The organism is Actinomyces timonensis DSM 23838, assembly GCF_000295095.1.
Lineage (GTDB): Bacteria > Actinomycetota > Actinomycetes > Actinomycetales > Actinomycetaceae > Actinomyces > Actinomyces timonensis.
In genome coordinates this window covers 345,919-358,370 of sequence record NZ_JH806633.1, presented here as the reverse complement: position 1 = coordinate 358,370, position 12,452 = coordinate 345,919, and the positions used below count along the sequence as shown (strand labels likewise).

The 12,452-nt window shown below is 70.2% G+C and carries 12 protein-coding genes; 3 read left to right on the top strand and 9 right to left on the bottom strand.

Going from position 1 to position 12,452, the window contains the following annotated elements:
- Positions 1-49 precede the first annotated feature (49 nt).
- The 7 genes from A1QA_RS14055 to A1QA_RS0108050 form a co-directional block, all read right to left on the bottom strand.
- The gene (locus tag A1QA_RS14055) at positions 50-1,342 is read right to left on the bottom strand and encodes a hypothetical protein (protein WP_017178404.1); all 1,293 of its coding nucleotides are present in this window, start codon (positions 1,340-1,342) and stop codon (positions 50-52) included.
- Positions 1,343-1,562: 220 nt separating this feature from the next.
- The gene (locus A1QA_RS15930) at positions 1,563-1,730 is read right to left on the bottom strand and encodes a hypothetical protein (protein ID WP_154652327.1); all 168 of its coding nucleotides are present in this window, start codon (positions 1,728-1,730) and stop codon (positions 1,563-1,565) included.
- A gap of 557 nt (positions 1,731-2,287) precedes the next feature.
- Positions 2,288-2,938, bottom strand: a complete 651-nt coding sequence (locus tag A1QA_RS0108070; RefSeq protein WP_017178402.1) for a SatD family protein — start codon at positions 2,936-2,938, stop codon at positions 2,288-2,290.
- A gap of 57 nt (positions 2,939-2,995) precedes the next feature.
- Positions 2,996-3,742: an ABC transporter permease gene (locus tag A1QA_RS0108065; protein ID WP_017178401.1), complete on the bottom strand. Its 747-nt coding sequence runs from the start codon at positions 3,740-3,742 to the stop codon at positions 2,996-2,998.
- Positions 3,739-4,740, bottom strand: a complete 1,002-nt coding sequence (locus A1QA_RS14050) for an ABC transporter ATP-binding protein (protein WP_244266119.1) — start codon at positions 4,738-4,740, stop codon at positions 3,739-3,741. Before A1QA_RS14050 ends, A1QA_RS0108065 begins: the two co-directional genes overlap by 4 nt.
- 66 nt (positions 4,741-4,806) lie before the next feature.
- Positions 4,807-5,436, bottom strand: coding sequence for a TetR/AcrR family transcriptional regulator (locus A1QA_RS0108055; RefSeq protein WP_017178399.1), 630 nt, complete (start codon positions 5,434-5,436; stop codon positions 4,807-4,809).
- Between the two features lie 284 nt (positions 5,437-5,720).
- Positions 5,721-6,509: a 16S rRNA (uracil(1498)-N(3))-methyltransferase gene (locus A1QA_RS0108050; protein ID WP_017178398.1), complete on the bottom strand. Its 789-nt coding sequence runs from the start codon at positions 6,507-6,509 to the stop codon at positions 5,721-5,723.
- A gap of 51 nt (positions 6,510-6,560) precedes the next feature.
- Between A1QA_RS0108050 and A1QA_RS0108045 the strand changes: the two genes are divergently transcribed.
- Positions 6,561-7,367, top strand: a complete 807-nt coding sequence (locus tag A1QA_RS0108045; protein ID WP_017178397.1) for a YggS family pyridoxal phosphate-dependent enzyme — start codon at positions 6,561-6,563, stop codon at positions 7,365-7,367.
- Between the two features lie 58 nt (positions 7,368-7,425).
- Here the strand turns inward: A1QA_RS0108045 and dnaJ are convergent, their stop codons facing one another.
- Positions 7,426-8,541 carry a molecular chaperone DnaJ gene (gene dnaJ, locus A1QA_RS0108040; RefSeq protein WP_017178396.1) on the bottom strand — a complete coding sequence of 372 codons (1,116 nt, stop codon included), beginning with the start codon at positions 8,539-8,541 and terminating at the stop codon, positions 7,426-7,428.
- 65 nt (positions 8,542-8,606) lie between these two features.
- Positions 8,607-9,671: a heat-inducible transcriptional repressor HrcA gene (gene hrcA, locus A1QA_RS0108035; protein ID WP_017178395.1), complete on the bottom strand. Its 1,065-nt coding sequence runs from the start codon at positions 9,669-9,671 to the stop codon at positions 8,607-8,609.
- 135 nt (positions 9,672-9,806) lie between these two features.
- Here hrcA and A1QA_RS0108030 point away from each other — a divergent pair, with 135 nt between their 5' ends.
- Positions 9,807-10,886 (top strand): DUF3097 domain-containing protein, encoded by a 1,080-nt coding sequence (locus A1QA_RS0108030; RefSeq protein ID WP_017178394.1) that lies wholly within the window; start codon positions 9,807-9,809, stop codon positions 10,884-10,886.
- A gap of 167 nt (positions 10,887-11,053) precedes the next feature.
- On the top strand, positions 11,054-12,451 hold the full coding sequence (locus A1QA_RS0108025; protein ID WP_043508382.1) for an MFS transporter: 1,398 nt from the start codon (positions 11,054-11,056) through the stop codon (positions 12,449-12,451).
- Position 12,452: the final 1 nt, after the last annotated feature.

Sequence of the window (12,452 nt, the reverse complement as noted above, 5' to 3'; positions counted from 1 at the left end):
CCACCGAAGTCGGCATCAAAGGGACGAAGTCGGCGACGGAAGCAAGTCCTTACGGCTCAATCTGCGGCGAGTCATCGGCGTCGCGAGCGGACTCTAAGCCCTCCCGGTAGGAAGGGCGAGCCTGTTCCGCGCGGAACGCGGCTGCGGTGAGCACTCCAGCGGTGGCGTCGAGGCCGCTGTCAACCGCGCGCCGCCCGCTCTCCACGGCGACGTTTTTAAGCTCTGCGGCCGCCTGAACGGCCTCCTGCCTCATGCCCCTGACGGCCTGCCTCCATGTCCTGGGCTCCATCAGCGCGTAATCCGCGTCGATGTCCATGCTGCGCAACGCGGCCTCGAAGACGTCAGCGACCCGATTGCGCATGTCGATCACTCGCTGTGCGGCCTTCGGATGTGCCACCACCGAGCGATCGCTCAGGCTCGCGACCGCGTTGAGGCGGCTGAGGAGCCCCTCGGCCGCTTCCCTGACCTCTTTGCGGCGAGTATCGCGAGCCAGGGCCAGAGCGCGGCGGTGCTCCTCAACATCCTCGGGATGCGCCCCAAGAACGCGGTCGATCTCCAGCACGTCGCAGGCGTCCTGGAGCGCGGCGCACCTGGCGAGCACCACCAGCCACTCGCAGGCCTCCTTCTCGACGTCCGCAGCGATCTTGGCGACCTCGGCGACTTTTCCCTTCTTCTCCACTTTCTCGGTGAGGACGGCGAGCCGGCGAAGGGCGAAGGCCTCGCCCGTGGCGATCGTCTGTGGCGCGTCGTCGATCTTCGACCATGTCACCGCCGCGACCTTGCCAACCTCCTCGCGGGCCATCAGGGCGTCACGGATGGTCTTGCCCACCCCGATCAACCCGGCCAGCGCGGCGTCCTTCTGCATCTGGATGAGGTCATCGACCTTCTCGTCGATCACCTTCAGGAACTCCTGGATGTCCTCAAGGATCTTCTGGATCGCCATCTGGGTCATGACGGCGCCGAGCCCCGCTACCGCGGCGGGGCTGAGCCGAGTCAGTGAGTCGGACTCGAACTGGAGATTCTTGGCGAAGCGGCCGCCCTCGCCGCGCAGTACGCCCATCGCCAGGCCGTTCTGTCTGCTGGTCACGAGCTTGTAGTCCTTGTTCGTGAGGGCCTTCGCAGACTCCGCCGACAGCTTCACCCATCGCCCGGAGCTCTGCGCGATCACGCCGCCGGCCTGCGCAGCCAATCCCAACTTGCCAAGCGCCGGGGCGATCCGGGACAGGTCCATCGGGCGGCCAGCCAGGCCCTTCTCGGTGAGGAAGCGGTCGACCGCTCCGGCGTCGCCGATCACCGCCAAGCCAGAACCGTCACTGATCAGTTGGAGCTCGTCACCGCTCATAGGGACTCCTTCGGAGGCAGCACCGCCCCCAGAGAAATGGGTAGGGAGCGCGGCGGTGGGGAGCCGTCTCGCGCACGCGCATCATCGCAGAGCCCGGCCCGGCAGAGGGTGCCAGTACCATGCTGCTCGACTCTCGTGACCGAACCGCAACCGCAGCACCAAGCCGGCCAGACCTGTCACGACGACGGCGGTGGTACCGGCCCAGAAATCACCGCGACGCTTATAACGCGCGTAGAAGCGCGATCCCGAGCACTGCGAGGGTCCATGAGGTCATCGAACCGATGAGGAAGACTTCGGCAGCACGACTTCCCGGCTTGGAGATCTCGGGGAAGCGGACCACCCCTTTGGCAGCGACGATGACCGCTGCCGGAATCTCTGCACCAGCCATCGCCAGAAGTATGAGGAGAAGCCGCTCCAGCGCACCAATCCAGTGCCCACCACGCAGAGCATGATCAGCGCTTTAACCACTATCGCCAGCCCTCTCCCTCTTCCTCGGCGCCACCCCCTCAGATGCGGGCACCCCGGCCAGTACCAGGACGGCATTGACCACCTGGTTCGCTGGCTCTGTCATGAACAGGAGGACGCCTATCCACGCGACGGCGAGGGCGCCTCGGCCTTCCTCGCCATGCGGACCCATGACGCACAGCAGTGCCAGAGCGCCAATCCCGATGCCGCAGCGAGCCACATGAAGCACTGCCGTAGCCTGGGAGCGCCCAGGCCCGACCCGCTCAAGTACCTCCGATCCGATCCAGGCGGCCGGCAGGCATGCGCTGATGAGCACGCCCACCGCCCCCACATGGAGTGGGCGCGCAGCAAGCACGCACCCAGTCAGGATCACAAGGACGCGCAGGAGGATGCGGACAGCAGAAGTGCGACTACCCCTCACACGCCCGGCCAGTGACGAGACAATCGATGAGGCTCCAACGAGGAAGACGACCAGTGAGATCATCGCTCCGCCTCCACCGTCGCGGCTGCCACGACGAGCAACCGGTGCGCTGCGAGGAGGGCCGCCCCCTTCGACACCACAAACTGTGACACAGCGGCTTGACTCACCCCGATCTCGGCGGCCACCCGCGCCTGAGTCTGCCCCGAGGTGAGCCCCGCCAGCATCCGCCGCTGGCGTCCACCAAGGCCCGCTAAAGAGTGATCGCGCAACGTGAGCAGGGCATTCACCAGCGCTTGCTCCTCCTCATCGCTTCCACCGCGGTAGCAGGTGAGCAGGTACTCCGCCCCCGCATCCTGGACCTCATGGGCGTGGTCGATGGCCTCCCTCGCCCGCCACCACGCACTGCCGTCTTGCAACACGCGTGCGGCATCGCCCCCGATGTTCTGAATCTCCCCCTCACCAATCCCATAGCGCAGCATGAGGCCGTCCGGGAGCAGCAACTGAACCCGCTCCGTTAGAACAAGAGCTCCGCCGAGCGTTGGCGCGACCGACTGGAACTCGTCGCCAACCGAGGCATACGGCTTCGCCAGCAGGCCAAGCCCTTGAGAAGCCACGGCCAGGGTTTCCTCGATGCGCCGCTGCGCACCAACGCGGTCTGGCAGTTCACGAGAGCGAACGATGTCCATGAGGATGGCACAGGCGTGAAGCATGCTTAACTATATAACTTATATTTTTGTCAATACAAGCAACTTTGTCGCCAGCCCGCCTCAGCGGGTCTTGCGAGGCATGGTCAGCGGAGCGGCCGCCAGCACCACGAGGCCGATGGCCGCCAGCACCACCATGTCCATGACAAGGCCCTGCGTCACCGCCGATCCCGCCTGCACCTCGCCCACGGCGTTGACCGCCCAGCTCATCGGCATAACCAGGCTCGCCTCTTCGAGCCCTGAGGGCAGCTGGCTGCGGGGAACGAGCATCCCGCACAGGAAGATCTGCATACCGACGATAAGCGGCATGAACTGCACCGCCTGGAACTCCGTGCTCGACAGCGCCGAGATGAGCAGGCCGATCGCCACCCCCACGAAGGCGTCCAGCAGGGCCGTCAGGATGATCCACCCCCAGTTCCCGGCGATCGTCACCCCCAGCGCCCAGGCGCACACGGCCGAGAGCACGAGGGCCTGCCCCACGGCGACCAGGGTGAACGCCGTCGCGTAGCCCAAGACGAGGTCGGCTCGGCGCATCGGCGTCGTCCACAGGCGCTCCAGTGTCCCGCCCACCCGCTCCTTCAGCATGGTGATGCTCGTGATGAGGAACATGACGGACATCGGCAGGATCGCGATCATCTGCACGGCAACGCGGTCGAAGAGCACGTCCCCACCCGGATAGTCCCTGTAGACGAAGTACAGGAGCGTCACCAGCAGCGCGGGGACGGCCATGATGAGAGCGATCGTGCGCTTGTCATTGAGCAACTGGAACAGGACGCGCTTGACAGTTGCGGCGTAGGTGCGCGGATTCATCGGTTCGTCTCCTTGCTCGCGGCGCTTCCGCTGCTGGCCGGCCCAGCCTTCTCTGCCGACTCGGCCTCGCGGATGATGGTGAGGAAGGCGTCGTCGAGCGTCTCGGCGCCAGTACTGGCCAGGAGCTCGGGCGCGGTGGTGGAGGCGAGGATGCGTCCCTCCCGCATGAGCAGGACGCCGTCGCAGCGGAATGCCTCATCCATGACGTGGCTGGAGACGAGAATCGTCGTGCCGCCCTCGGCGATGCGGCGGAAGGCCGCCCACAGGTCCTCGCGGGTCACCGGGTCGAGGCCGACCGTCGGCTCATCAAGCACGAGGAGCTCCGGCGCGCCGACGAGCGCGCAGGCCAGCGAGACCCGGTTGCGCTGACCGCCGGAGAAGGTGCTCACCAACCGTCCGGAGATGTCAGCGATGCCGACCTCCTCCAGGACCTCATCGACGCCCCTGGCGCGCGCCCCGGCAAGGCGGGCGAAGTAGGCGACGTTCTGGCGGGCGCTGAGGTCCGGGTAGACCGAGGCCTCCTGGGTGAGGTAGCCGATGCGGCCGCGCAGCGGTTTGCTGCCGGGGGTGCTCTCCAAGACCTGCAGGCTCCCCGAGTACCGCTGAACGCCGACGATCGACCGCATGAGCGTCGTCTTCCCGCAGCCCGACGGCCCGAGGAGGCCGGTGACCGAGCCGTGGGCCAGGTCGAGATCGATCCCGTGGAGGATCTCGTTGCCGCCGCGTGTGACCACAAGGCCGCTGGCGCGCACGGCGGGCCTGGGTGCCGGGGGCTCCGCGGGCCCCGACGCCGGCACCGGCATCGGCGCAGAGGCGACCTCGGCAGTGGGCGATACCGCCCCGGCTGGCGTCGCTCCCTGGACGCTCGATGCCGAACCCTCGGCGACAACATCGGTCTCGGAGTCCGCGCCATAGCGCTCGATCGTCACCGAGATCCGCTCGACCACCTGCTGGGGGTCGTCGGGGGCCTCTGACGAGGCATTCTCGTTTTTCATCATGTGATGAATATACGAGCGCGGCGCCGCCCCGTCAAGGGGTCGTGGTTCAGCGCTCGCCGTAACCCGTCAGTCGCCCGACCGGGGTAGCTCCCCGGTGGCGTAGCGCTGGATCGTCGGGCCGACGAGCGCCACTGCCTCTTCGATGTCGAGCTGGGCGATCCCCTCCATGCGGGCCATCCAGCGGGCCATCCCGAAACCGATGAGCTGGCTGGCGATGAGCTGGCTGGCGATGAGCTGGCCACGCAGCTCGGGCTGGTCGGGCGCCAGCTTGCCCACGATCCGCCCCAGGATTCCGGTGGTGACGAACTCGCGGAAGGGCGCCAGGCTCTCGTCACTGCTCATGGCGGCGCGGATGACGGCGGCGAAGCGGTCGGGCCCCATCCCGTCCCAGAGTCCCACGAAGGACCGGACGATCCCCTCCCCCAGCTCCTCGGGGGCGAGATGCGCGACAGCCTCGGCGCGCTCGGAGATATCGACGGCGCTCGCCCCTGCCGCTGAGGCGACGACGGCCTCGGCGAAGAGCTCGGCGCGGTCCTTGAAGTAGTGGTGGACGAGGGCGGGATCGACGCCGGCCTCCCGGGCGATGCCGCGCAGCGAGGTGTGGTAGCCGTCGCGCGCGAAGGCGTTGCGGGCCGCGACGAGGATCGCCTCGCGGGCATCCGGGCTGCCAGCGGGCCTGCGCCCGCGCGGGCTCATCGTCGACTCCTCGCAGGCCACGCCACCGTCATCAGCATGCCCGCAGTATGCCCCATCGACGCCGACCAGCGAGGCGCGGCGCCCTGGTCAATGACCGCAGTCCAAAATCGGCACGCTCAGGGCCCTCCGCGGTCGAGATCATCGTTGGAATCATGCGGATCGCTCGATCGCAGGATTCCTCCCGTGCGCATTCGGCGGGCAAATGCGCACGGGAGCTTCGGCCTCGCCGCCACGCCACCGTCATTGCAACGAAAAGTCGAGGTCGCTCGCCGATGAGCGTGCTACTAGAACCACAGGCCGGCGCGCTGGGCGAGGACGGCCAGGGCAACGGGGCCGGCCGAGGCCGTGCGCATGACATGCGGGCCGAGCCGCACCGTTACCGCGCCAGCCTCTTCCAGCGCCGAGACCTCCTCGGCGCTGATCCCGCCCTCAGGGCCGACAACGACGCCCACCACACCGGCGCTGGGCAACTCCACGCCGTTGATGGGAGCGGTCGCCTCCTCGTGCAGGACGAGCACCACTCCCCCGCCAGCGCTGACATCCCGCGCCCACGCGGCGAGACCCGCCGTTCCACGCGGCTCGGCCACCTCGGGAACGCGGGCCCGGCGCGCCTGCTTGGCGGCCTCACGGGCCGTGGCCTCCCAGCGCACCCGCCCCTTGGCGACCTTCGGCCCCGACCACACCGAGATCGAGCGCTCCGCCTGCCACGGCACCACGAGGTCGACACCGACTTCCGTGGCCGTCTCCACGGCCTGCTCATCGCGACCGCCCTTGGCCAGCGCCTGGACGAGGGCGAGCCGCACCGGCGGCGCCGCCTCATCCACGCGCTCACGGACGCGCACGGCCAGGCAGTCCTTCGCGCCGCCCTCACCCGCGGCGGTCACCTCGCAGACCAGGCGCAGGCCCGTGCCATCGACGAGGTCCACGCGCTCACCCGCGCGCAGCCTTCGCACGGCCACAGCGTGGCGCGCCTCCGGGCCGGTGAGGACAAGCGCATCCCCGGGCCCTGCCGCAGCGGCGGCACCGGCGGACTCAAGGGTGTCGGGACTCAGGATGAAAACGGGCGCGGTCACGCTCTAAGCCTACGGGGCACGGCCCCGCGCCCCGGTGCTAGCGTCCTGGCCATGACGCAGGACTCGCCCTCCACTCCCGACTCGCAGGCCTCCCCCACCGCCGGCAGCCCGCGCTTCACCACCGCGATCACGCCGGAGGATTTCGCCCACAACCTCGCCGCCGTCCGTGCGCGCCTCGAGGCGGCCGCCGAGCGCGCTGGCCGGGACACCTCAGAGATCCGCCTTCTGCCAGTCTCCAAGACCGTCCCCGAGGAGCGGCTGCGGGCCGCCGTCGCCGCGGGCATCACCGAGATGGGCGAGAACAAGGTGCAGGAGGCCAAGCGCAAGAGCGAGAACCTGGCGGACCTGCCCATCCACTGGGCGCTCATCGGCCACCTCCAGACCAACAAGGCGAAGGACGTCGCGGCCTTCGCCCACGAGTTCCAGGCACTGGACTCGCTACGCGTGGCCGAGGCCCTCGACCGCCGGCTCCAGTCGCTCGGCCGCTCCCTGGACGTCTACGTGCAGGTCAACTCCTCGGGTGAGGCGAGCAAGTTCGGCCTGGAGCCCGCGGACGTCCCCGCGTTCCTGGCAGCCCTTCCCGCCTACTCCGCCCTGCGGGTGCGCGGCCTCATGACCCTGGCCGCCCACACCGACGACGCCGCCCGCGTCCGCGACTGCTTCACCACCATGCGCCAGCTGCGCGACGCCGGCCTCCAGGCGGGAACGGTGGGCGACGGCCAGCTGTCGATGGGGATGAGCGGCGACTTCGAGCTCGCCATCGAGGGCGGCTCGACCTGCGTGCGCGTGGGCCAGGCGATCTTCGGGGCGCGCGCCACCCCGGACTCCCTGTACTGGCCAGGATCCCAGCAGGCCTGAGGGCATCCCCCGCCCCGCGCTCCGCTGGCACCCGCCGCACTACGCCCGGCGCGCCCGCTCAGCGCCCGGAGAACTTCTCCTTCAGGCGCCCCATGACGGACTCGTCGCGGTGGGACAGCTCCCCGTCCTCCCCGCGCAGCTCGGCGAGCTGGCGAAGCAGGTCGCGCTGGCGCTCGTCCAGGCGCGTCGGCGTCTCCACGACGATCTCCACGTTGAGGTCCCCGCGCCCGGAGCGGCGCAGGCGCCCCACGCCGAGGCCCTTGAGGGGCAGCACCTCGCCGGGCTGGGTGCCCGGCTTGACGACGACGTGCTTGTCGCCGTCGAGGGTGGAGATGTCGAACTCGGCGCCGAGCGCGGCGGCGGTCATGGGGATGCGCAGCTCGGTCCACAGGTCGTCGCCCTCGCGGCGCAGGGTCTCGTGCTCGACCTCGTGGAACTCCACGTAGAGGTCCCCCGCGGGGCCGCCCGCGGGCCCGGCCTCGCCGCGCCCGGACATGCGCATGCGCGTGCCGGTGGACACGCCCGCGGGAATGCGGATCTCGATGTCCTGGCGGGTGCGCTTGCGGCCCTCGCCGGAGCACTCGGGGCAGGGGGTGACGATGACGGTGCCGTAGCCGTGGCAGGTGGTGCACGGCGAGGTGGTCATGACGTTGCCGAGGAAGGATCGGGCCATGTGCTGCACGGAGCCGGAGCCGTTGCAGGTCGAGCAGGTGACCGGCGAGGTGCCGGGCGCGCAGCAGGAGCCCTCGCAGGCCTCGCAGGTGATGTAGGTCTCGAAGGGGACGGTGCGGGTGGCGCCGAAGGCGACGTCCTCCAGCTCCACGTCCACGGGCAGGAGCGCGTCCTGGCCCCGGCGCGCGCGGGAGGCGGGCCCGCGCGATCCGGCGGCGGCCCCGAAGAAGGAGCTGAAGATGTCGGCGAAGCCCCCGAAGTCGCCTCCGCCGAACCCGGCTCCGCCCCCGCGCACGGCGTCCTCCCCGCCGAGGTCGTAGAGCTCGCGCTTCTCGGGATCGGAGAGGGTCTCATAGGCGGTGGAGACGAGCTTGAACTCGTCCTCGTGCCCGGGGCCGGCGACGTCGGGGTGCAGGGTGCGGGCCTTCTTTCGGTAGGCCTTCTTGATCTCGTCGGCGCTGGCCCCGCGGCTCACGCCGAGCACCTCGTAGTAGTCGCTCACAGTCGGGTCTTCCTTCAGTCAGTCGTCAGTCGGTGGTCAGTGGTGCGGTGGGTGCGGCGGCCCGCTCAGTCCTGCGGCCCGGCGAGGAACCGGGACAGGTAGCGGGCGACGGCGCGCACGGCGGCCATGGTGGCCGGGTAGTCCATGCGGGTGGGGCCGATGACCCCCAGGTGGGCGACGGCGTCGCCGATGCCCGGGCCGTACCCGGCGGTGACGACGCTGGCCTCGGCCAGGGCGTCCTCGTGGTTCTCCGAGCCGATGCTCACGCGCATCCCGGAGGCGTCGGCGGGGTCCCCGGAGAGCAGGCGCAGGAGGACGACCTGCTCCTCGATGGCGTCTAGGAGGGGCCCCATGGTGGTGAAGTCGGGGGTGGCCCGGGCGAGGTTCGCGGTGCCGGCCACAGCGATGCGCTCCTCGGCGTCGGGGCGGAGGGCCGCGATGAGCTCGCCGGTGACGGCGGCCAGCAGGGCGCGCTCGTCGGCGGGGGCCTGCTCGGCCAGTCCCGCGAGGACGGGGACGACGGCGTCGGCGCGGCGCCCCACCAGCGAGGCGTTGAGGCGGACCTTGAGGCGCTCCAGGGCGATCGGGTCGATGACGCCGCTCGCGCCGTCGGATCCCTGGCCGGCATGGTCGCCCATGAGGGTGAGGGTGCGCTGCTCGACACGGCCGGTGTCCGTGATGATGACCATGAGCAGGCGCGTGGGCGCCAGGGCGACGAGCTCGAGGTGGCGCAGGGCGGTCAGCCGCAGGCTCGGGTACTCGACGACGGCGAGCTGCCCGGTGAGCTGGGCCAGGACGCGCACGGTGCGGGCCACCACCTGCTCCAGGTCCACCGCGCCGGTGAGCAGGGCGGAGATGGCGGCGCGCTCGGGGGCGGACAGGGGCTTGACGCGGGCGACCTCGTCGACGAAGAGCCGGTAGCCCTTCTCGGTGGGGACTCGACCGGCGCTCGTGTGGGGCTGGTGGATGTAGCCCTCGTCCTCCAGGGCGGCCATGTCGTTGCGGATGGTGGCCGGGGAGACGCCGAGGCGGTAGCGCTCGACGAGGGCGCGCGAGCCGACGGGCTCGCGGGTGCGCACGTAGTCCGTGACGATGGCGGACAGGACCTTGAGACGGCGGTCATCAGCCATGGTGTCGCCCTCCTCCCGGCTCAGGCCCTCTCGTATTAGCACTCTCGGTCAGCGAGTGCCATCCTACGCCCGGCCCGGCGGGTCTCCCGTTCGCCCAGCGTGAGCCTCGCTACCGTGCCCGGCGTGACTCCAGCGATGCCCTACCGCCCCCAGGCCGTCCCCGGCGCGACGGCGGCCCGCCGCAAGGCCCTGCGCGAGCAGGGCGCCACCCGCGCCCAGCAGCACGAGGCGGCGGCCGCCAAGCCCGCGAGGACTGCGAAGACCGGCAACCGGTCGGCCTCCGGCGGCCGCGGGGCTCCTACTGCCCCCGCCGCGCCGTCGCTGACTGACCGCTATGGGGGCGATGTCCTCGCCGCGGACCCGCACCGGGTGGGCCCGCGCGCCATCCGACCGGAGTCGGTCCATGTGCCCGTCGAGCGGGGCATGGTGCTGGAGGACCGCGAGACCGGTTTCGTGGGGGCGGCGGTTGCCGTGGAGAAGTCCGGGGGCCGGCGGATCGTCGTCCTGGAGGACCGCCATGGGGCGCGGCGCGGCTTCACGCTGGGCCCGGGCTTCTGGCTGGAGGGCCGGCCCGTCATCCTCGACCCGCCGGTGCCGGCGCGCCGCGCCCCGAGCGGCCCGGTGAGCGCCGGCGGGAGGCGGTTGACGGCGTCGGGCTCCTACGCGGTGGAGGGCGAGCGCGCCCGCACGGCCCGCGCCTCGCGGATCTGGGTGGAGGGCAAGCACGACGCCGAGCTCGTGGAGAAGGTGTGGGGCGATGACCTGCGCCATGAGGGCGTCGTCGTCCTCATGCTCGACGGCGTGGACAACCTCGAGGAGGTCATGGCCGAGTTCGCCCCGGGGCCGGCGCGGCGGGCGGGCGTGCTCGTGGACCACCTCGTGGCCGGCTCCAAGGAATCGCGGATCGCCGAGCGCGTGCGCACGATGCCGGGCGGGGAGAACGTCCTGGTGCTGGGACACCCGTATGTGGACGTGTGGCAGGCGGTGCGCCCCGAACGGGTGGGCCTGCGCGCTTGGCCTGAGATCCCGCGCGGCACGGATATCAAGCACGGGACGCTCGACGCGCTCGGCTGGCCGCACGCCACCCAGGCGGATGTCGCCCGCGGCTGGCAGCGGATCCTGGCGACAGTGCGCTCGTACAAGGACTTAGAGCCGAGCCTGCTGGGCCGCATGGAGGAGCTCATCGACTTCGTCACCGCGCCCGGCACCGCCTGAGGGCGCCGCGATTGCGCGCCCGGCGTCCCACGGCCCGACGGCGCGGCTGACTGGCCGGCCCACGGCGCGAGTGATCGCTGATAGGCGCGCGCCGCCGCTGACAGGGGGCTCATCGGAGGAGCAGAATTGATGGTCTTGCCCGCCCGGGCAGGACCGATCAAGGAGCAATGACGTCCTCTGAACCACCCCGTCCTCTAAGTTTCCTCTCAGCGCCGCCGGCGCGTCCCCGCCTGCCCGACCATGAGATCGCCCCCGCCTACAAGAAGTGGCCGGCGAGCGCGTTCATGGGGATCTTCATCGGCTACGCGGGGTTCTACCTGATCCGCAACAACGTGTCGCTCGTGGCCTCGATCCTCAAGGACCACGGCATCATGAGCGCCTCCGATATCGGCCTTGTGGCCAATGCGGTGCTCTTCGCCTATGGGCTGTCGAAATTCTTCATGGCGATGATCTCCGACCGCGCCAACGCCCGCTACTTCATGCCGTTGGGGCTGGCGCTGTCCGCCGTCATGAACCTGTTCATCGCCTTCGTGCCGGCCCTGACGGCCTCGGTGGGCCTGTTCGCGGTCCTCATGTTCATCAACGGCTGGTTCCAGGGCATGGGATGGCCCCCATTCGGGCGAGTCCTCGTCCACTGGTTCTCCACGCGCGAGCGCGGCTGGAAGACCTCGATCTGGAACTGCGCGCACAATGTCGGCGGCGCCGGGGTCGGCCTCATCTCCGCCTGGGCCCTGGACGCCTTCGCCTCCGACGACGCCGACTGGGCCCCCGCGTTCTGGGCGCCCGCGATCGTGGCGCTCGGGGTGGCCGTCGTCGCCTTCCTGCTCATCCGCGACCGCCCCGAGGCCATGGGCCTGCCGCCGATCGAGGAGTTCGCCGATGACCCCGCCAAGGTGGAGGCCGACGAGAGCAAGGAGGACTGGCGCTCCCTGCTGTTCAACCACGTGCTGAAGAGCCGGGTCATCCTGCTCCTGGCGGTCACCAACGTGTTCGTCTACACGCTGCGCTACGGCGTGCTCAACTGGATCCCGGTCTACCTGACCGACTACATCCATGGCGCGAACGTGAAGGACGGCATCCTCGGCTTCGCGATCTACGAGGGCGCGGGCATCGCGGGAACGCTGCTGTGCGGCTGGGTGTCCGACCGCGTCTTCCACGGCTGGCGCTCGGGCGCCGGCATCCTGTTCCTCGGCGGGGTGGGCGTGGCCCTCATCATCTACTGGCAGCTGCCGCCGACGGCGCCCATGGGCGTGTTCTACCTGTTCATCGCGATCATCGGCGGGCTCATCTACGGGCCGGTCATGCTCATCGGCCTGCAGGCCATTGACCTGTCCCCGCGCAACGTGGCGGGCACGGCCGCTGGCTTCACGGGATTGTTCGGCTATCTGCTGGGCGCCACGCTCGCCTCCAGCGGCGTCGGCAGGCTCATCGACTACGCGGGGTGGAATGTCACCTACATGTGCCTCGTGGGGGTGGCCGTCATCGCCGTCGTGCTCATGCTCGTCGTGGGCCGCGACGAGCGCCGCCTCCTCGAGGAGCGCTCCCAGCACGTGGGCGAGGACTGAG